This window comes from Streptomyces sp. NPDC056883, from assembly GCF_042788835.1.
Lineage (GTDB): Bacteria > Actinomycetota > Actinomycetes > Streptomycetales > Streptomycetaceae > Streptomyces > Streptomyces stoeckheimensis.
This window is the reverse complement of sequence record NZ_JBHUBS010000014.1, coordinates 206,197-224,597: the sequence shown is the minus strand read 5'-3', so window position 1 is coordinate 224,597 and position 18,401 is coordinate 206,197. Positions and strand designations below refer to the sequence as shown.

General features: G+C 71.2%; 21 protein-coding genes, 1 tRNA gene and 1 pseudogene. 11 read left to right on the top strand and 12 right to left on the bottom strand.

What is annotated here, in order from left to right; all coding sequences use genetic code 11:
• Positions 1 to 23: 23 nt before the first annotated feature.
• The 5 genes and pseudogenes from ACFRU2_RS29870 to ACFRU2_RS29850 form a co-directional block, all read right to left on the bottom strand.
• Positions 24 to 683 (bottom strand): annotated as a pseudogene (locus tag ACFRU2_RS29870) (class E sortase); the annotation flags it as partial.
• Between the two features lie 149 nt (positions 684 to 832).
• Positions 833 to 1,471, bottom strand: a complete 639-nt coding sequence (locus tag ACFRU2_RS29865; RefSeq protein ID WP_254382122.1) for an aminodeoxychorismate/anthranilate synthase component II — start codon at positions 1,469 to 1,471, stop codon at positions 833 to 835.
• Positions 1,468 to 1,668 (bottom strand): hypothetical protein, encoded by a 201-nt coding sequence (locus ACFRU2_RS29860; protein ID WP_266960486.1) that lies wholly within the window; start codon positions 1,666 to 1,668, stop codon positions 1,468 to 1,470. The genes ACFRU2_RS29865 and ACFRU2_RS29860 overlap by 4 nt, the downstream gene beginning before the upstream one ends.
• Before the next feature lie 65 nt (positions 1,669 to 1,733).
• Entirely contained in the window at positions 1,734 to 2,486 is a 753-nt protein-coding gene (locus ACFRU2_RS29855) for a class E sortase (RefSeq protein ID WP_382977758.1), read from the bottom strand.
• Positions 2,449 to 3,231, bottom strand: a complete 783-nt coding sequence (locus tag ACFRU2_RS29850; protein ID WP_382977755.1) for a DUF881 domain-containing protein — start codon at positions 3,229 to 3,231, stop codon at positions 2,449 to 2,451. The genes ACFRU2_RS29855 and ACFRU2_RS29850 overlap by 38 nt, the downstream gene beginning before the upstream one ends.
• Before the next feature lie 91 nt (positions 3,232 to 3,322).
• Here ACFRU2_RS29850 and crgA point away from each other — a divergent pair, with 91 nt between their 5' ends.
• Positions 3,323 to 3,577 (top strand): cell division protein CrgA, encoded by a 255-nt coding sequence (gene crgA, locus ACFRU2_RS29845; protein ID WP_250738676.1) that lies wholly within the window; start codon positions 3,323 to 3,325, stop codon positions 3,575 to 3,577.
• A 106-nt stretch (positions 3,578 to 3,683) separates the two neighbouring features.
• Here the strand turns inward: crgA and ACFRU2_RS29840 are convergent, their stop codons facing one another.
• The gene (locus ACFRU2_RS29840; protein ID WP_382977752.1) at positions 3,684 to 4,568 is read right to left on the bottom strand and encodes a rhomboid family intramembrane serine protease; all 885 of its coding nucleotides are present in this window, start codon (positions 4,566 to 4,568) and stop codon (positions 3,684 to 3,686) included.
• A 96-nt stretch (positions 4,569 to 4,664) separates the two neighbouring features.
• Positions 4,665 to 5,195, bottom strand: a complete 531-nt coding sequence (locus tag ACFRU2_RS29835; protein ID WP_250738670.1) for a peptidylprolyl isomerase — start codon at positions 5,193 to 5,195, stop codon at positions 4,665 to 4,667.
• 176 nt (positions 5,196 to 5,371) lie between these two features.
• On the opposite strand from ACFRU2_RS29835, the gene ACFRU2_RS29830 reads away from it, so the two are divergent.
• Positions 5,372 to 6,121, top strand: a complete 750-nt coding sequence (locus ACFRU2_RS29830) for a DUF5324 family protein (protein ID WP_382977749.1) — start codon at positions 5,372 to 5,374, stop codon at positions 6,119 to 6,121.
• 94 nt (positions 6,122 to 6,215) lie between these two features.
• On the opposite strand, the gene ACFRU2_RS29825 is transcribed toward ACFRU2_RS29830, so the two are convergent.
• Together ACFRU2_RS29825 and ACFRU2_RS29820 are read right to left on the bottom strand one after the other, a co-directional pair.
• Complete coding sequence (locus tag ACFRU2_RS29825) at positions 6,216 to 6,701, bottom strand: LysM peptidoglycan-binding domain-containing protein (protein WP_382977746.1); 486 nt, start codon at positions 6,699 to 6,701, stop codon at positions 6,216 to 6,218.
• Positions 6,702 to 6,814: 113 nt separating this feature from the next.
• Entirely contained in the window at positions 6,815 to 7,294 is a 480-nt protein-coding gene (locus ACFRU2_RS29820; protein ID WP_382977743.1) for a MarR family winged helix-turn-helix transcriptional regulator, read from the bottom strand.
• A 102-nt stretch (positions 7,295 to 7,396) separates the two neighbouring features.
• On the opposite strand from ACFRU2_RS29820, the gene ACFRU2_RS29815 reads away from it, so the two are divergent.
• Positions 7,397 to 8,884, top strand: coding sequence for an MFS transporter (locus ACFRU2_RS29815; protein ID WP_382977740.1), 1,488 nt, complete (start codon positions 7,397 to 7,399; stop codon positions 8,882 to 8,884).
• A gap of 59 nt (positions 8,885 to 8,943) precedes the next feature.
• Here ACFRU2_RS29815 and ACFRU2_RS29810 read toward each other — a convergent pair whose 3' ends face one another.
• A complete protein-coding gene (locus ACFRU2_RS29810) occupies positions 8,944 to 9,762 on the bottom strand; it encodes an isocitrate lyase/phosphoenolpyruvate mutase family protein (protein WP_382977738.1) in 819 nt (272 codons plus the stop codon).
• A gap of 265 nt (positions 9,763 to 10,027) precedes the next feature.
• On the opposite strand from ACFRU2_RS29810, the gene ACFRU2_RS29805 reads away from it, so the two are divergent.
• The 4 genes from ACFRU2_RS29805 (at position 10,028) to ACFRU2_RS29790 (ending at position 14,111) form a co-directional block, all read left to right on the top strand.
• Positions 10,028 to 10,738: a hypothetical protein gene (locus tag ACFRU2_RS29805; protein WP_382977735.1), complete on the top strand. Its 711-nt coding sequence runs from the start codon at positions 10,028 to 10,030 to the stop codon at positions 10,736 to 10,738.
• A 268-nt stretch (positions 10,739 to 11,006) separates the two neighbouring features.
• Complete coding sequence (locus tag ACFRU2_RS29800; RefSeq protein WP_382977733.1) at positions 11,007 to 12,212, top strand: argininosuccinate synthase-related protein; 1,206 nt, start codon at positions 11,007 to 11,009, stop codon at positions 12,210 to 12,212.
• Positions 12,213 to 12,300: 88 nt separating this feature from the next.
• Positions 12,301 to 13,035, top strand: a complete 735-nt coding sequence (locus ACFRU2_RS29795) for a 2OG-Fe dioxygenase family protein (RefSeq protein WP_382977730.1) — start codon at positions 12,301 to 12,303, stop codon at positions 13,033 to 13,035.
• Between the two features lie 50 nt (positions 13,036 to 13,085).
• Positions 13,086 to 14,111, top strand: coding sequence for a DMT family transporter (locus ACFRU2_RS29790; RefSeq protein ID WP_382977727.1), 1,026 nt, complete (start codon positions 13,086 to 13,088; stop codon positions 14,109 to 14,111).
• Here ACFRU2_RS29790 and ACFRU2_RS29785 read toward each other — a convergent pair.
• Positions 14,046 to 15,059, bottom strand: coding sequence for a LuxR C-terminal-related transcriptional regulator (locus ACFRU2_RS29785; protein WP_382977724.1), 1,014 nt, complete (start codon positions 15,057 to 15,059; stop codon positions 14,046 to 14,048). The genes ACFRU2_RS29790 and ACFRU2_RS29785 overlap by 66 nt on opposite strands.
• Positions 15,060 to 15,303: 244 nt before the next feature.
• Here ACFRU2_RS29785 and ACFRU2_RS29780 point away from each other — a divergent pair, with 244 nt between their 5' ends.
• Positions 15,304 to 15,429 (top strand): hypothetical protein, encoded by a 126-nt coding sequence (locus tag ACFRU2_RS29780; protein ID WP_382977722.1) that lies wholly within the window; start codon positions 15,304 to 15,306, stop codon positions 15,427 to 15,429.
• A 2-nt stretch (positions 15,430 to 15,431) separates the two neighbouring features.
• Positions 15,432 to 16,274 carry a hypothetical protein gene (locus ACFRU2_RS29775; RefSeq protein WP_382977719.1) on the top strand — a complete coding sequence of 281 codons (843 nt, stop codon included), beginning with the start codon at positions 15,432 to 15,434 and terminating at the stop codon, positions 16,272 to 16,274.
• 72 nt (positions 16,275 to 16,346) lie between these two features.
• Here ACFRU2_RS29775 and ACFRU2_RS29770 read toward each other — a convergent pair.
• Positions 16,347 to 16,419 (bottom strand) — tRNA-Ala (locus ACFRU2_RS29770).
• A gap of 159 nt (positions 16,420 to 16,578) precedes the next feature.
• On the opposite strand from ACFRU2_RS29770, the gene ACFRU2_RS29765 reads away from it, so the two are divergent.
• Positions 16,579 to 17,130 (top strand): DNA-binding protein, encoded by a 552-nt coding sequence (locus tag ACFRU2_RS29765; protein ID WP_243331094.1) that lies wholly within the window; start codon positions 16,579 to 16,581, stop codon positions 17,128 to 17,130.
• Positions 17,131 to 17,180: 50 nt separating this feature from the next.
• Entirely contained in the window at positions 17,181 to 18,401 is a 1,221-nt protein-coding gene (locus ACFRU2_RS29760; RefSeq protein WP_382977716.1) for a protein kinase, read from the top strand.

Genomic DNA, 18,401 nt, shown 5'->3' with positions numbered 1-18,401 from the left:
TTACGGGATACGGGCTTACGGGCTTACGGGCTGGTCAGCTCGGGCGGAGCGCCCTGGCTGCGGGGGCGTTCAGCGGTCATCCTGCCCCATACGATCATCCGGTAGGTGCTGGTGAACTCCGGGGTGCACGTGGTCAGCGTGATGTACCGGCCCGGGGAAGTGAAGCCCGATCCGACGGGCACCGGCTTGATGACCGACACGTTCGACGGCGGGGTCTGCGCGAGCTGCGAGCTCATCTCGTACGTGTAGTACGCGTCCCGGGTCTCCACCACGATCTTGTCCCCCGGCACCAGCCGGTTGATGTAGCGGAACGGTTCGCCGTGCGTGTTCCGGTGGCCCGCCAGCGCGAAGTTGCCCTGTGCATCGGCCGGCATCCCCGTCGCGAGCGGCCCGTCGGCGTAGTGGCCGACCATGCCCTTGTCGAGGACCTTCGCCTTGTTCGTCCCCTCCGCGACCGGCACCTTCACGTCCAGCTTCGGGATGTACAGGATCGCGAAGCCCTGGCCCGGCTCGAACGCCGCCACGGGCGGGGCGGCCGCCCCGCCCGGATCGCGGTCCCAGTTCTGGAGCAGGGAGCCGGCGGCGTCATCGGCCGTCCGGCCCGCCAGGAAGTTCGTGTACCAGAGCTGGTAGCCGACGAAGAGGAGCATCACCAGACCCAGCGTGATCAGCAGCTCCCCGGCGAGCCGGCTGACGACCACGACCGGCCCGCCCGAGGCCGGCCGCCTGCGCCGGCGGCCCCGGCCCCGCGTGCGCGCACGCTTCTCGGCCTCCTGTGCTGCCCTGCGTCGCGCTGCCCGGCCCTCGGTGGGCGCGGACGGCGCGAGCGCCGTCACGCGACGGCCTTGCCCACCACCGGGGCGAGCCCCACCGAGCGCTCCACCGCGCCCGCGTCACCGCAGCGCACCAGCCAGTTCGCGAGCATCCGGTGGCCCCACTCGGTCAGCACGGACTCGGGGTGGAACTGCACGCCCTCGACGTCGTGCTCGCGGTGGCGCAGGCCCATGATGATCCCGTCCTCGGTCCGCGCCGTGACCTCCAGCGTGTCCGGGAGGGTCGGGGGCTCGGCCGCGAGGGAGTGGTACCGGGTCGCGGTGAAGGGCGAGGGCAGTCCCTCGAAGACGCCGAGGCCCTCGTGGACCACCGGCGAGGTCTTGCCGTGCAGCAGTTCCGGAGCCCGGCCGACGACCCCGCCGTAGGCGACGGCCATCGACTGCATGCCGAGGCAGACGCCGAAGACCGGTACGCCCGTGTCCGCACAGTGGCGGACCATGTCCACGCAGACGCCGGCCTCTTCCGGCGTGCCCGGGCCCGGGGACAGCAGGACGCCGTCGAAGCCGTCCTGGGCATGGGCGAGCTCGACCTCGTCGTTGCGCAGCACCTCGCACTCGGCGCCGAGCTGATAGAGGTACTGGACCAGGTTGAAGACAAAGCTGTCGTAGTTGTCGACAACCAGAATGCGCGCGCTCACGGAGTCGCTCCCGATCCCTCGTCCACCGTCACATCGTTGAACGGAAGCAGCGGCTCGGCCCACGGGAAGACGTACTGGAACAGCACGAACACCACCGCGAGCACCAGCACGAGGGAGATCGCCACGCGTACCCACGCGTTGCCCGGCAAATGCCGCCAGATCCAGCCGTACATGCCGCCTGTGTCCTTTTCGTCCACGATCGTTCAACGCACCGCAGGGGCGGTGTGTCCACAGCCTAAAGCCACCCGCCCGGCGCGGAGGGTCACCTTGCCAAACCCTCCGGTGAGCCCTGTGCGAGGGTCCGCATACCGGTCAGTTCGGCCCAGACCACGAGCCGGTGGCTGTGGCCCCATTCCGGGTCGCAGGTGGTCAGCGTCAGGTACTTGCCCAGCGCCGTGAACGGCGAGCGGCTCGGTACCGGATCGACCACGCCGACCTCCGTGGGGAGCGTGCGCAGCGGCTCCGCGCGGACGGTGTACGTGTACCAGCCGGTGGCGTCCTTGAGGATCACGAGGTCGCCGGGGCGCAGCTTGGGGATGTCCTTGAAGGGGTCCCCGTACGTGCGCCGGTGGCCGGCCACCGCGAAGTTCCCCGTGCCGCCCAGCTTGGCCGTGCCGGCGTAGTGGCCCAGGCCCTTCTTCAGCAGCTCGGTGCCCGTGCCCTCCAGGACCGGCTTGTTCCAGCCGGGGCCGAAGCGCGGGACGTACATCTCGGCGAAGGCCCGGCCCGGCGGGTAGGTGCCGGGCTCCGGGGCGGCCGGGGGCGACGGGGCCGCCGACGGTGCGGGGGCGGGCTGCGGGGCGGCCGCGGGCACCGCGGACCAGCGGTCGCGCATGCGGGCCATCTCCCCGTCCATGGCCTGGTCGGCCTTGACCCCGGTCCACAGCAGGACGTAGGCCACGAAGAGCACGATGAGCGAGCCCGCGGTCAGGCACACCTCGCTGAACGTCCGTACCAGCAGGCGCGGTACGTCGACGTCACGGTCGCGGGGTGGCGGACTCCAGCGGCTTCGCATAGTGGAGGTCCACTGTGCCGGAGTAGCCCGGCAGTGTCAGCGCCTTGTGCTCGTCCACTTTCCAGCCGAGCCCGTACGCGTTCACGTACAGCTGGTAGTTCTGCAGCGCCGGGGAGGCCGCGAGGGCCTTCTTCAGCGCGCCGGGGTCGCCTACGGCCGTCACCTTGTACGGGGGCGAGTACACGCGGCCCTGGAGGATCAGGGTGTTGCCGACGCAGCGCACGGCGCTGGTGGAGATCAGGCGCTGGTCCATCACCTGGATGCCCTCGGCGCCGCCCTGCCAGAGCGCGTTGACCACGGCCTGGAGGTCCTGCTGGTGGATCACCAGGTCGTTGGGCTGCGGCTCGGGCACGTTGGGGATGCGGGCCGTGGCGTTCGGGGGCGCGTCGTTCAGGGTGACCGTCACGGCCTTGCCGGTGAGCTCCTCGGTGCCGGAGGCGGTGCGCAGGGCGGCCAATTTGGCGTCCTCGGCCTTGGTGCTGCCGTTGTCGCGTTCGGCGAGGGCGTCGACCTGGCCGCGTGCGGTGGCGGTGCTCTTCTCCAGCTCCAGATTGCTCTGGCTGCGCTCCTGGATCAGGTCGGACAGCTTGAGGAGCGAGGCGTCCGTCCGGATGTTCGTACCCTTGGAGGTGTTGAAGCTGGTGACGAAGATCAAGCCGGCCAGGGCGAAAACGGCGGCCGTGAGCAGCCGGACCGGTCTGGCACGGCGACGGGGACCCGCGGAGGAGTCGTCGGAATTGCTCAACGTACCCTTCTCCTTCAACGCCACAGGTCCACTACGCTAACGGACGCCCGGGGCAGGCCAGGTCCCCAGCCCATCGACAGGAGAGCCCCTCGTGCCGAAGTCACGTATCCGCAAGAAGGACGACTACACGCCGCCCCCCACGCGGACGCCGCAGTCGATCAAGCTGACGAACCGCAACTGGGTCGCCCCGGTCATGCTGGCGTTCTTCTTGGTCGGTCTGGCATGGATCGTCGTTTTCTATCTGTCCGAGACCCAGCTTCCGATCGAAGCTCTCGGAAATTGGAACATTGTGGTCGGATTCGGCTTCATTGCGGCAGGATTCGGCGTCTCCACGCAGTGGAAGTAGCCCGGCTCCACAAGCTCTCCCCATGAGTTATCCACAGCGTCATCCACACCTGAGGAAAAGACAGAAGATCTGTGGATAACTCTGTGGAGAGTTGACGCCGGTGTGATCAGGTGAGTACGGAAAGTTCGGCCGTACGGATCGCGATCAAGGCTGTGGCCAGCAACAACACCGCCACACAGGTGCCCCACTGGATGAATGTGCGATTCCGCGCGCCCATGTCCTTGGACGGCCACAGGAAGCCCGCCGCGACCAGCACACCGGTGACCAAACCACCGATATGGGCCTGCCAGGACACGTTCAGCCCCGGTGCGAAGGTCAGCACCAGCATGAACACGGCCATGGTGATCAGCGGGCGCATTTCGTACCGCATCCGGCGGAACAGCACGATGGTGGCGCCCAGCAGGCCGAAGACGGCGCCGGAGGCTCCGAGGGTCGCGACGTTCGGCTCGGTCAGCAGATAGACCACGGCACTGCCGCCCAGGCCCGACAGCAGGTACACGGTGAGGTAGCGGGCCCTGCCGAGCGCCTGCTCGAGCGGTCCGCCGATGAACCACAGGGCGAGCATGTTGCTGAAGATGTGCCACAGCTGAACGTGCAGGAAGGCCGAGGTCAGCAACCGGTAGTACTCGCCGGTGGAAACGCCTTCGAGCGGCCCGCCCACCAGCTCCCGGTACCGGCCCAGCAGCTCCAGCTGGATCGCCAGCCCGGGGAAGAGGTGCCCCGCGAGGAACACCGCCACGTTGATCCCGATCAGGATCTTGGTGACCAGGTACGGATCGCCGGCGACCACCCCGCCCGCGATCGTGCGCGGAGCGTTGGCCGCTCGGCCGTGGCCCGTTCCCGAGCCCCCGCGGACGCACTCGGGGCACTGGAAGCCGACCGAGGCGCTGATCATGCAGTCGGGGCAGATAGGCCGCTCACAGCGCGTACAGCTGATCCCGGTCTCGCGGTCCGGGTGCCGGTAGCAGCCCGGAAGACGGTCGGTGTCCATCGGTCCCCTCGGTCGGCGGCGAGGCGGGCGGATCCGCCCGCGCCCGTCCGGTACGTATCGAGGACGGACGGGCGGGGCCGAAAGGTTCCCCTGCGGTCAGGCGCGCTTCTCGATGACGACGGAGTGGATGATCACGTCGTCGAGGGGGCGCTCGGTGCGCGGGTTGGTGGGACCCGCGGCGATGGTGTCGACGATCTTCTGGCTGGCCTTGTCGCCGATCTCGCCGAAGATGGTGTGCTTGCGCGTCAGCCATGCGGTGGGGGCGACGGTGATGAAGAACTGCGAGCCGTTGGTGCCCGGGCCGGCGTTCGCCATCGCGAGCAGGTAGGGCTTGGTGAAGGCCAGGTCGGGGTGGAACTCGTCGGCGAACTGGTAGCCGGGGCCACCGGTGCCGTTGCCCAGCGGGTCACCGCCCTGGATCATGAACCCGCTGATGACGCGGTGGAAGACGGTGCCGTCGTAGAGCGGGTCCGTGGTCTTCTGGCCGTCCGTGGGACGCGTCCACTCGCGCTCACCGGTGGCGAGTTCCACGAAGTTGCGCACGGTCTTCGGAGCGAAGTTCGGCAGAAGCTCGATCTCGATGTCGCCGTGGTTGGTCTTCAGGGTGGCGTAGAGCTTCTCGGCCACGGATCTGCCTTCCTCTCGTCGTCACTGTCGGTTTCAGATCCTCGCACGGAGGGCTGCACAGGACGGAAATCGTCCACCCGTATGCCCTGTCACGCATGCCGGTCGGCGGTATGGGAGGCATGATCCGACAAAGGGTGGAAAGGTGAACTGTGTCCGCCACCGAGGAGGAGGATCCCGTGACCCGCAAGGAAAGCGTGCGTCTGGCAGCATCAAGTGCCAGGGATACGGCGCGGCACGCAGCGGAAGTGGTGGCGCCGTACGCGGAATCCGCCAAGCACGCTGCGGTGCATTACGCCCACGAAGCAAATGAACGGCTTGCGCCGAAGGTGTCGTACGCGGCCGGCGAGGCTGCCAAACAAGCCCGCCAGACGTACGACTGCCACGTACAGCCCCGGATCAAATCGGCGCGCTCCCATGTGCCGCCGAACGTCGACCGGGCGGCGTCCAACGCCGTGAAGCAGACCCGCCTGGCGGCCCTGCACGCGGTGGAGTACACGCAGCCGAAGCTGGAGAGTGCCCTCGCGGCCGCCCAGCCGGTGGCCGAGGAGGCCGCATCCCGGTCGACGGCGGCACTGGCGGCGCTGCGCGGCCAGGTGTCGGCCAAGGAGGTCAAGAAGCTCGTACGGCGGCACGAGCGGCGTGCGCGCTGCGGTCGCCTGTTCAAGGGCGTGGCGGTGGTCGGCGTCCTGGCCGGCGGGGCCTTCGCCGCGTGGAAGTGGTGGGACCAGCAGTCGAACCCGGACTGGCTCGTCGAGCCGCCGGCCGCGACCGAGCTGTCGGCGCGGGAGGAGGCTCCGGCCCCCTACGACGAGGAGCTGGCGGCGAAGGAGCACGAGGCGAGGAACACCGTGTCCAGCCTGGAGGCGGAGGCCGAGGCCGTGCAGGAGCGGATCGACGCGGAAGACGCGAAGCGCAAGCACCGCTGAGGAACGCAGAACGAGACAACGAGAGTGGGGCCCGGATCCTGGGAAGGATCCGGGCCCCACTCTCGCGTTGCGCTCCGCTCAGCTCAGCTTCGGCTCAGCTGGGGAGGTTGAGCTTCATCCCCGGGTGGATCATGTCGGGGTTCGAGCCGATGACGCCCTTGTTCATGGCGTAGAGCTCGCGCCAGCGGCCCTCGTTGCCGAGCTCACGGCGGGCGATCGCGGAGAGCGAGTCGCCCGAGCGGACGGTGTACGTGCGCTGCGCCTTGGGTGCCGGCTTCGGCATCGGCGCCGCGGGCACCGCCTTGTGCGCGGCGGAGGCCGGCGTGGGCGTGTGCGGGGCGGGGCGTGCGACCGGGGGCGCCGGCGCGGCCTTGGGCGGCGCTGCCGCCGCCATGCGTTCGGCGGCCGCCTTGGTCGCCGCTGCCGCGTCGGTGTACTTGGTCCCGGTGTCGCCGGGCATCGCGGACGGCGGCGCCGGGGCGGCCGCGGCCTGCTGTTGCACCTGCTCAGCCGCCTTCTGGGCGGCCTTCTCGGCTTGTTCCTTCTTCTTGTCGGACCTCATGAAGTCGAACAGTCCCATGTGCGTACGCCTCCGGCATGGTGGTGCCCCCCTGGGCTGAGTGCCTTGTTCCACTCTCTGCCAGAAGGTCCGGGACGGCCCTGTGACTGGGCCATCCGGGGGATGCCGGTCGGTTACTGGCGAGCCCTGCGGGCCGGCCTCGGGCTCTCCGACGGGGTCTCCAGATCGCCCTTGACCAGCAGGTTCAGTACCCGGAGCACGGCCTCGCGGTCCGCGTCGGCGAGGGAGCCGAGGGCGTCGGCGTGCACCTGGTCGACGATGCGGCTGCTCTCCTGCGCCAGGGCCGCGCCCTTCTCCGTGACGACGATGACGCGGGCCCGGCGGTCCGTACCGGACTGCCGCCGCTCGGCCAGTCCGGCCTTCTCCAGGGCGTCAACGGTGACGACCATCGTCGTCTTGTCCATGCCCCCGATCTCGGCGAGCTGGATCTGCGTCCGCTCCTCCCCCAGCGCGTGCACGAGCACGCAGTGCATCCGTGCCGTGAGGCCGATCCGGTCGAGTGCCGCCGCCATCCGGGTGCGCAGGACGTGGCTGGTGTGGTCCAGGAGGAAGGAGAGGTCCGGCTCGTTCTGCGCGGGTGCCATGGCTGTCATGTCCACCAGTCTAGCAATTCAGTCTCCAACAGATCGTCTGCAACAGAACTATCTGATACGGTCTCATCAAGTCAGCCCGCCGACCACCGACTGGGGACACAGATGCCTGCCACCGCCGCTCCCGCTCCCGCCTCCTCCACCACCCCGGCCACCCCGGCCACCCCGGCCACACCAGCCACCGCGGCCGCACCACGCGGGCTGCGCTCCCGCTGGACCGCCCTCGGTGTGCTGTCCACCGGCGTCCTGATGACCGTCCTCGACGGCAGCATCGTCACCGTCGCCATGCCGGCCATCCAGAAAGACCTGGGCTTCACCCCCGCCGGACTCAGCTGGGTCGTCAACGCCTACCTGATCGCCTTCGGCAGCCTGCTGCTCCTCGCCGGCCGGCTCGGCGACCTCATCGGCCGCAAGCGGATGTTCCTGGCCGGGACCGGCGTCTTCACCGGAGCCTCCCTGCTCGCCGGATTCGCCGGCTCGCCCGAGGTGCTGATCGCCGCCCGGTTCCTCCAGGGCCTCGGCAGCGCCGTGGCCGCCGCCGTCAGCCTGGGCATCCTCGTCACGCTGTTCACCGAACCGCGCGAGCGGGCCAAGGCCATCGCCGTCTTCTCCTTCACCGGCGCGGCCGGAGCCTCCCTGGGCCAGGTGCTCGGCGGTGTCCTGACCGATGCCCTGGACTGGCACTGGATCTTCTTCATCAACCTGCCCATAGGACTGGCCGCCCTCGCGCTGGCCCTGCCCGCACTCCCTGCGGATCGGGGCCTGGGACTGCGCGCCGGAGCCGACGTCATCGGCGCCCTCCTGGTCACCGCGGGCCTGATGCTCGGCATCTTCACCGTCGTCGAGGTGGAGCGCTACGGCTGGGCCTCCGCCCACACCCTCGGCCTCGGCGCGCTCTCGGTCGCCCTGCTCGCCGGCTTCACCGCACGCCAGGCCAAGGCCCGCACCCCGCTGGTACCGCTGCGGATCTTCCGCTCGCGGACCGTGGTCGGTGCCAACCTGGTCCAGATGCTGATGGTGGCCGCACTGTTCTCCTTCCAGGTCCTGGTCGCCCTGTACCTCCAGAACGTGCTCGGCTACGGAGCCGCCGAGACCGGCCTGGCCATGCTCCCGGCGGCCGTGGTCATCGGCGGGGTCTCCCTCTTCGCCTCGGCGCCGCTGAACGCCCGCTTCGGCGAACGGGCCGTCCTGCTCGCCGGACTCGCCCTGCTCGTGGCCGCCCTGGGCCTGCTGACCCGGCTCCCGGTCCACGCCGACTACGTCACCGACCTGCTCCCCGTGATGCTGCTGGCCGCCGGCTTCGGCCTGGCCCTGCCCGCCCTCACCGCACTCGGGATGTCCGGCGCCGACGAGCAGGACGCGGGCCTCGCCTCGGGCCTGTTCAACACCACCCAGCAGATCGGCATGGCCCTCGGCGTCGCCGTCCTCTCCACCCTGGCCGCCGCCCGCACCGACTCGGCGCTCGCCACCGGCCTCGACCGCGCCGCGGCCCTGACCTCCGGTTACCACCTGGCCTTCGGCATCGGAGCCGGGCTGATGCTCACGGCGCTCGTGGTGGCGGCGACCCTGCTGCGGACCGGTCCGCGCCGGTGACTCCCGCCCGATGTTTCACGTGAAACATCGGGCGGGCCGACAGGCCGGCGGGCCGGGGCCTACTTCACGAAGAGGCCGTTGAGCGTCCCGTAGTCGACCGCCCCTTCGAGGGCCCCGTACGTCCCCTGCTCCAGCACCTCCACCGCCGCGGCGCGGGCCGCCGTGTACGCCGCCTGCGCCACGCCGGTCCCGACACTGACCCGGCGCACCCCCGCCTCCGCCAGCTCGGCGACGGACGGACCGCCCGGCCCGGCCATCGCGTTGACCGGCAGCGGGCCCCGCGCGATCTCGCCCAGGGCGTCCAGGTCCAGCTGCCCCGGCACGAAGATCCCGTCGGCCCCGGCGGCCGCGTACGCCTCCACCCGCGCCAGGACGTCGGCGAGGCGGCCGGACTCCGCACCGATCCCGAACAGGAAGACGTCGGTACGGGCGTTGATCACCAGCTCCGGCAGCCCGGCCGCGGTGGCCGCCGCACGGGCGGCGCGGATCCGGTCGGCCTGCTCCGCGGCGGTGTGGAGCGTACCGTCGGCCGCTTTCGAGTCCTCCAGGTTGATCCCGACGGCGCCCACCGCCACCACCTCGCGCACGGTGGCCTCCACGTCCTCGTAGCCGCCCTCGATGTCCACGGTGACCGGGATGTCCACGGCCGCCACGATCCGCGCGGCCGCCGCCAGCATCTCCGCCTTCGTCGCCTGCTGCCCGTCCCCGCGGCCGATCGACCAGGCCACGCCCCCGCTGGTGGTGGCGATGGCCGCCGCCCCGGCCGACTCGATCACCGCCGCGCTGCCCGCGTCCCAGGCATTGGGCAGGACGAGCAGGGCCTCGCCCAGTTCCCGCAGCCGCAGTGCCTTCTCGGTGCTCTTCGCTTCCACGGTCATGCGAACTCCCCTAAGCCGTAAGACTTCTAAAGACTTGTCACGTCACTCCACGGACAGGGGACTCTAACCGTGGAGTGCGCCGACCATCCGGCGGTTTTACGACCGGTGCCTGTTACCCGGCCATGACAGGAATCCCATGTTCCGACCGATCAAGATCCGTAGATTTCTCATCAGCAGCCCCGCAGACCTGACCGGACGAAACCCCGACAGAGACACCGCGGCATGCGACTCTCCGCCCTCCCCGACCATGCTCCAAGGAGTCGTTATGCGTACCGCCCTCCGCACCTCGATCGTCACCGCCGCCCTCGCCGGAGCGCTCCTGGCGCCCGCCGCGTCGGCCATCGCCGCGCCCGCCCAGGCTGCGCAGGCCGTGACTGCGGTGTCGGCGAAGTCGGCGGTGTCGGCGGACTCCTCGGGCAACGACCGCTACGACGGTCAGATCGTCCAGCTCGGCAAGGGCAGGATCGCGGTGCTGCGCAACAAGTCCGAGGGCCCCGAGGTCTGGATCCGCTCCGGCGTCGACACGTCGCAGGGCGCCGCCCACTGGGCCGGCCGCGTCCTGGCCAAGCTCGACCTCACCCACCCCCTCGCCGTGCTCGACGGTGTCCAGTACAAGCTCACGAACAAGGGCGAGGGATTCGACATCCGCGTACTGGGCGAGGGCGCCTCGACCTTCCAGCTGATGCCGAAGGCGGAACCCGCCGCGAAGCCGTCCGCCAAGCCGTCCGCGAAGCCGTCCGTGAAGCCGTCCGCCAAGCCCTCGGCGAAGCCCGCCGCCAAGCCCTCCGCCAAGCCCGCCACGGACGCGAAGCCGCAGACGGTCGTCGTCCCCAAGGGCCCGGTCGCCGCGGGCGCCGAGCTCTCCCCCCAGGACGACGTCGACACCGCGGCCATCGGCGCCGGCCTCGTCGCACTGTTCGCCGGCCTCGCCACCGCCCTGACGCTCCGCGCCCGCAAGGCCCGTACCCGCGCCTGACCCCCAAGCCCCTGACCTCCAGCCCCCTGAGCTCAGCCCCCTGGCCTCAGACCCCTGACCCGAGCTCTGAGACCCGAGAGCCCCCTCGATCCCGCACTCCCGCGGGCCGAGGGGGCTCTTCTCATGCCGTCGCGGCTCCGGTCGAAGCCCCGCCCGAGCCGCGTCCGGGACCGGTCATGGCCGGGCGCGGAAGGCCGGAATCCATTGTCCGGAAGTCCGCCGCAGGGAAATCTCCTCTCTTGTGAACCGCGCCAAGGTTGGAGAGACCATGCAGTCCCCGCTCATACGTTCCTTCTCGCAGCTCGACACCCTGGACCCGAACCGTCCCGTCGTCACCCTGTTCAGCGGCGGCCTCGACAGTTCGTACCTGCTGCTGCGCCTGCGCCGCATGGGCGTCCGCGACGTGCACGCCGTCAGCGTCGACATCGGCGAGGACGAGTCGAGCCAGTACAAGCGTCAGGTGGCGGAGGCGCTCGGCGCGACCATCCACATCCTCGACCGGCGCGAGGAGTTCGCCGGCCAGTACGTCGCCCCCGCGATCGCCGCCCAGGCCGTCTACCTCGGCATTCACCCGGTCAGCTCCACCCTCAGCCGTCCGCTCATCGCCCGCAGCGCGGTGGACCTGGCACGCGCCCTCGGCGCCCAGACCGTCCTGCACACCGCGAACCGCTCGCAGAACACCCTGCGCCGGCTCAACGGCGCGCTGACCCTGCTCGGCTGGGAGGGCAGCTTCGGCAGCCCGTACGACCTGGACCCGGTCACCCGTGAGGAGAAGCTGGTCGAGCTGCGGTCCGCGGGGATCGACCTGCTCGCCGGCCGGATCGTCAGCGGCGACTCCAACCTGTGGTGCCGCGAGTTCGAGTCCGGGATCCTCGACGACCCGGAGCGCCACGCCGTCCCGGAGGACATGTACACCTGGAGCCGGCCCACCGCCCTGCCCGGCGACTCCGAGACCCTGACCGTCTCCATCGAGCGCGGGCTCCCGGTCGCCGTCGACGGGGTGCCGATGCCGCTCACCGACCTGATCGACCAGCTCAACCACCGGGTGGGCGCCTACGGTCTCGGCCGCTACTCCGGCCTGGAGCACCTGGACCACGGCGAGAAGGTGCTGGAGATCCGCGAGATGCCCGGCGCCTACCTGCTGCTGAGCAGCTACCGGCACGTGGAGAGCGCCTGCCTGGACGCCGAACTCATCCGGGAGAAGCGCCACTTGGAGCAGGTCTGGGTGCGCGAGGCGCTGGAAGGCCGCTGGTTCGGCGACCTTCGCCTCACCGTCCAGGCGTTCATGGACACCTGCGCCGCCCGCACCACCGGCTCGGTGACCTGGCGGCTGCGGACCGGCGGGGCCGACACCCGGGCCATCAACGCCCTCAAGCCGCTGTACCTGCGGGACCGCGAGGCCTGGGAGGAGCGGGCGATCGAAGCCGAGTCCGCGCCGTTCGCCCGCGCCGACTCCCTGCTCACGGCCGTCTGAGTCCCTTCCCTCACCCCCTTCCCTCGCCCCCTTCCTCGCGCCGACCCCCCGTACCGACCGTTCTTCCTCGTTTCCACGGAGCACTTCCATGACCACTGCCGCTTCCACCACGCACCCCGTCGCCCTCGACGCCACCGCCGCCCTCGCCGGATCCGGCGGGCACCTGATGCCCTCCCGGGCCCTCTCCGACCTGGTCGACGCAGAGGCCTCCGACTGGGCCCGCTTCGCCGCCCACTGGGACGAGCTGACGCTCGACACCCACATGGCCGACGGCGGCACCTACCGCTTCCGCCGCTACGGCCAGTTCGAGCTCGACGCGGACTCCGGCGAGCTCAGCCTGCTCCCCCACGAGCCCTACCGCCAGGAAACCGACGTCAACCCCCTCAACGGCGGCGTGGAGCGCGTCTTCGACCCGCTGACCGGCGCCTTCGTCGGCGACCAGCTCCTGCGGTCGGTCCTGGTCGAACTGGGCCGGATCTTCACGGCGGTCGACGGTACGAAGACCTGGAACATCAAGCTCCACCCGTACCGGATCATCGCCTCCGCCGACCAGGAGGGGCAGCCGGCCCCCGAGGGCCGCCACCGTGACGGCGTCACCTTCATCACCTCGCTGATGATCGGCCGGACCAACGTCACCGGCGGCGAGAGCGGCGTCTACACCGACGCCGGCGAGCACCTGCTCACCACCACGCTGACCGAGCCCGGCGACCTCCTGCTCGGCGACGACCGCAGGACCCTGCACTCGGTGACCGGGCTGCAGCCCGTCGACCCCGAGACCGCGGCCCACCGCGACGTCCTGGTGATCGCCTACACCGCCCGCTGAGCCCGCCCCCCGCGCTCCGCCCTCCCCCACACCCCGTAGGAGTAGTCCCGATGACCGCCACCGCCACCGCCCGGGCCCGCCGCGCCTGGCTGACCGATCTGCCCGTACTGCTGGTCGCAGTGGTGTGGGGATCGAGCTACCTGGCCGCCAAGGGCGTCACCACCACCCAGACCGTGCTGGCCGTGCTGGTGCTGCGGTTCGCGGTGGCGCTGCCCGTGCTCGTCATCGCCGGGTGGCGCAAGCTCCGCGCCCTCAGCGGGGTGCAGGTGCGCGGCGCGGGCGTCCTCGGGCTGATCCTCGCCGGGATCTTCCTGCTGGAGACCTACGGGGTGGTGCACACCTCGGCGACCAACGCCGGGCTCATCATCAGCCTCACGATGATCTTCACCCCGATCGCGGAGAGCCGGATCCGCGGGACCGCGCTGCCGCGCCCGTTCATGGCGGCGGCCGGGCTGTCGGTGGCGGGCGTCCTGCTGCTGACCCAAGGGGCCGGCTTCACCGCGCCCTCGCTCGGCGACCTGCTGATGCTGGGCGCCGCCCTGGCCCGTACCGTCCACGTCCTCGCGATGTCGCGGATGAAGTCGGTCCGGGGTGCGGACTCGATGTCGATGACCACGCTCCAACTCGGCAGCGCGGTCACGGTGTTCGCCCTGCTGTCCTTCGCCCCGGGCACCGGTGGCACCCCGTGGGCGGCGGCCGCCGCGTTCGACGTGTCCGACTGGCTCTGGCTGGTCTACCTGTCCGTGTTCTGCACGCTCTTCGCCTTCTTCACGCAGATGTGGGCCGTCCGCAAGACCTCGCCCTCGCGGGTCAGCCTCCTGCTGGGCACCGAGCCCGTGTGGGCCGCCGTGTTCGGCATCGCACTGGCCGGGGACCGGCCCGGACTGCTCGGCCTGGCGGGCGCACTGCTGGTCCTCGCGGGCACCGCCTGGGGCCGCACGGCCGCCGCCGGCCCGGCCACCGCGGAAGAGGCCGCCCCGAACGAGCCCGCCCCGACCGAGACCACCGCCTCAGTCGTCGAGCCAGCCGAGCCGGACCGCACACACCCCGGCCTGGAACCGGCTGGCCGCGCCTAGCCGTTCGGTCAGCTCGGAGACGAGACGGCGGACCGTGCGCTCGGACACCCCGAGCTTGCGGGCCATCGTCTCGTCCGTCAGTCCGCCCTCCAGCATCCGCAGCAGCTCGCGGTGGCGGCCGGTGGGCTGCCAGCCGCCCTCGCCCTCCGGGGCCGCCGTGCTCGCCGCGGTACCGGCCTCGCCCAGCACGCTGGCGGCCGCCCAGCAGTGCTCGAAGATCCCGCGCAGCACGCCGACCAGCGTCTCCCCGCGCAGCACGACGGCGGCGATGTCCCCGTCCACCGGTTCGGGGGCCGGGACGATGGCCAGGGAGCGGTCCACCACGATCAGCCGCAGGGGCAGGGTGTGCGCGGTGCGCACCTGGGCCCCGGCGGTGTTCAGCCTGCGCAGGTACGAGGTCATGTGCGGCACCGCGGCGGCCGAACCCAGGTGGATGGTACGGATCTGCACCCCGCGGCCGAGCGCCAGCCGGTCCCGTTCCAGGCCCGCTTCGATCATCTCGGCGGGCAGCGCCCGGCCCGGGTGCAGGGAGAGCACCTCGCGCTCGACCCGCTGCGAGGCGTCCTCCAGGGCGGCCGAGACGTTGGCGGCTCCGGTGACCACCTCCATCTGTACGGAGGACAGTTCCCGGGCGTGCACCGGCTGGAAGTCCGTGACGACCTGGGCGAGCGCGGCCCGGGTCTGCTGCACGGCCGTGAGCAGGGCCCCCGTGTGCTGTTCCTCCTCCAGCAGGAGGTTGCGCAGGGCCGTGTCCGGGGCCAGCGCCGTCCAGCCGTTGCGCGTCTCCGGCGAGGGGACGAACAGTCCGAGCCGGTTGAGCAGACGCAGGACGTCCGCGAACTCCGGGTCGGTCCAGCCGCGTTGGACGGTGACGAGCTCCGGTCGCCACGACGCGTCGTCCAATGCGATCCGGTACAGCTCCTGGGCCTTGGCCCGTACGTCGTCCACACCGCCCCCTCGGCTTGACGAACCATCCCCCACGGTTCGCACCCGCGATCCTAAGAAGGGGTCCGCACCACGGCCAGCCGGGTCCGGCATGCGGACATCCGCAGAGGTGGGAGTGGCCGCCGGAGCGCTCGCCGTGTCCGCCCCTGGCCATGGCCGGTCCCGGAACTTCGCATCCGTAGCCACCGCCGAAGCACCCGCAGCATGCTGGTCCCAGACCACAGCACACATCTTCCGGGGGTTCTCCATGTCTCGTGTCCGCACCGCTCTGCTCGCCGTGATCGCCGCCGCCTTCGTCCTCGGCGGGGCCCCCGCGGCCCTCGCCGCGCAGCAGCCGGCGGCTGCCGCGACCGACTCCTTCATCTGGGGCTGACCATGACGAGGCGACCGGAAGTAGCGGTCGTCGCCCCACTGACCGGCCCCCGGGCCGCCTGGGGGGCGGCGCTCCTCGGAGGGATCGAGCGGGCGAAGACCGAACACCCCGCGGCGGCCGACTGGCGCGTGCACGACGAGACCGCGGGGGTCGAGGACGACGTCGTGGCCGGGGACTACGCGGCGGTGGTCGGGCACAGCGACCCGGCCCGCGGCAAGGCCGTGGCGGCGGCCTACGGGGCGGCGGGGCTGACCTGCCTGCTGCCCTTCCTGCAGCCCGGGGCCACCGCGCTCAGTTGGGCCCCCGACGAGGACTCCCTGCCGCGCCTGATCGTCGAGGGGGCGGCCGCACTGGGGGCGGTCTCCCTCTCGACGCTGCACGACGGCAGTGCCCAGTGGACGGAACTGGCCCGCCGGGTCGGCGAGGAGGCCGCCGTGGCCGGACTGGCCACGGCCCCGTCCGCGGCCGCCGCCGCGAAGGACGTCCTGGCGGTACTGGCCCCCCAGGAACTCTGCCTGCGCCTCGCCCGCGCGGTGGCGCCCAAGGGGCCGGTGCTGATCCCGGCCGACTGCGGGCTCGGCACCTTCGGCTCCCTCGACGCGTACGCGGCGGGCCTCGAAGTCTGGGCCGTCCACGCGCACTCCTGCGCGGTGCGCCGGGCCGACAGCGCGGTCACGGCCCTCGCCCGGACCCTCACCGCCTCCCCGGACCTGCGCGGCCCGGCACTGACCGAAGCGGTACGGGCGAACTCGGGCGTCCTGCTGACTCCCCGGGGCGCACCCCTGGGCGAAGGCTGGCGCATCTCCCGGCTCGACGAACTGTGCCGCCGCCCCGGCCCTCGCTGACCCCGCGGAGCCGGGTACGAAAAAACCCTGCCTGACCGGCGTTTCCGCTGGTCAGGCAGGGTTTTCTTGTTGTGGAGCCTAGGAGATTCGAACTCCTGACATCTGCCTTGCAAAGGCAGCGCTCTACCAACTGAGCTAAGGCCCCGTACGCGGGCACGGCCGTCCTCCGGGAAGGAGTGACCGTTCCGTAGGACAGAGTACCGGGTGTACCCCCTCATCCCGCAAAATGATAGGGACTCCCGCCCCGCGACCACTCTCCGTAAGATGCTCGCGAGGTTCGCACCAGCGAAGGGGAGTAGTAAGAGTGGACGCAGTACAGCAAGAGGCGACCGCCAGAGCCAGGGAACTCCAGCGGAGTTGGTACGGGGAGCCGCTCGGCGCGCTCTTCCGCCGGCTCATAGATGACCTCGGTTTGAACCAGGCCCGCCTCGCTGCCGTCCTCGGGCTGTCGGCTCCGATGCTGTCCCAGCTGATGAGCGGTCAGCGGGCAAAGATCGGAAACCCCGCCGTGGTCCAGCGGGTTCAGGCTCTCCAGGATCTCGCCGGCCAGGTGGCCGACGGGAGCGTCAGCGCAGGAGAGGCGACCGACCGCATGGACGAGATCAAGAAGACCCAGGGAGGTTCCGTCCTCAGCAACAGCACCAGCCAGGCCGCCACCGGTTCCGGCGCACCCACCGTCAAGCGCGTCGTGCGCGAGATCCAGTCGCTGCTGCGCTCGGTCTCCGCGGCGGGCGACATCATCGACGCGGCGGACACCCTCGCCCCGACCCACCCGGAACTGGCAGAGTTTCTCCGGGTGTACGGAGCGGGCCGCACGTCCGACGCCGTCGCGCACTACGAGGCGCACCAGAACTGACACGCCACGCAGGCAACGGACACAGCTGACGACGGGGGACGGGCGCAGCAATGGGTGAGATCTTCGCCGGCCGGTACGAACTGATCGACCCGATCGGACGTGGCGGCGCCGGCGCCGTATGGCGTGCCTGGGACCACCGGCGCCGCCGGTACGTCGCAGCGAAGGTCCTCCTGCAGAGCGATGCCCACACCCTGCTGCGGTTCGTCCGCGAGCAGGCGCTGCGGATCGATCACCCGCACGTACTGGCCCCGGCCAGCTGGGCGGCGGACGACGACAAGGTCCTCTTCACCATGGACCTCGTCGCCGGCGGTTCCCTCGCCCATGTGATCGGGGACTACGGGGCCCTGCCGCCCCGGTTCGTGTGCACGCTGCTCGACCAGCTCCTGTCGGGGCTGGCGGCGGTGCATGCGGAGGGTGTCGTGCACCGTGACATCAAACCGGCCAACATCCTGATGGAGGCCACTGGAACCGGGCGGCCGCACCTGCGGCTGTCCGACTTCGGCATCGCCATGCGCAAGGGCGAGCCCCGGTTGACCGAGACCGCCTACGTGGTCGGCACGCCGGGTTATCTCGCCCCCGAGCAACTCCTCGGCTCCGAACCCGACTTCACCGCCGACCTGTTCGCCGTCGGACTGGTCGGCCTCTACCTGCTCCAGGGCGCCAAGCCCGACTCCCAGGCCCTCGTGGAGCAGTTCTTCACCCACGGCACCCCCGATGCCCCGGAGGGCGTTCCCGCGCCGCTGTGGGACGTCCTGGCCGCGCTGCTCCAGCCGGACCCCCGGAGCAGGTTCCAGACGGCCACCGGGGCGCGCAGGGCCCTCGCCGAGGCCGTGGAGCTGCTGCCGCCGCCCGGCCCGGACGGGGATCCGGTCGAGGTGTTCGACCAACTGGGCCCGGTGCCGTCCGATTTCACGCCCCGGTCCCTCCACGAAGCCGCGTACGAGACTCCCCCGACGGCACCGCCCTCCGCGCCCTCCGTACCCGCGCAGCCCTCCGGCGTCCCCACGCCCGCCACCGCTCCCCTCGGGGTCTTCGGCCCCTCGGAGACGGGCAGCTTCCACCTCCCGCCGCCCTCCCCCGCACCGCAGACGGCCCGGACGCTGCCGACGGCCCCGTACCCGCACCCGTACCAGCAGCCCGAGCCCGCCACGGTGCCCGCCGCGCCCCGTACGACCGCGCTCGCGCCCCCGCCCGCGAAGGTCACCGCCGGGATCCTGCTCGCCGCGGTGCTGTGCTTCGCCGTCGGGATCTGGGCCCTGACCCGGATGTAG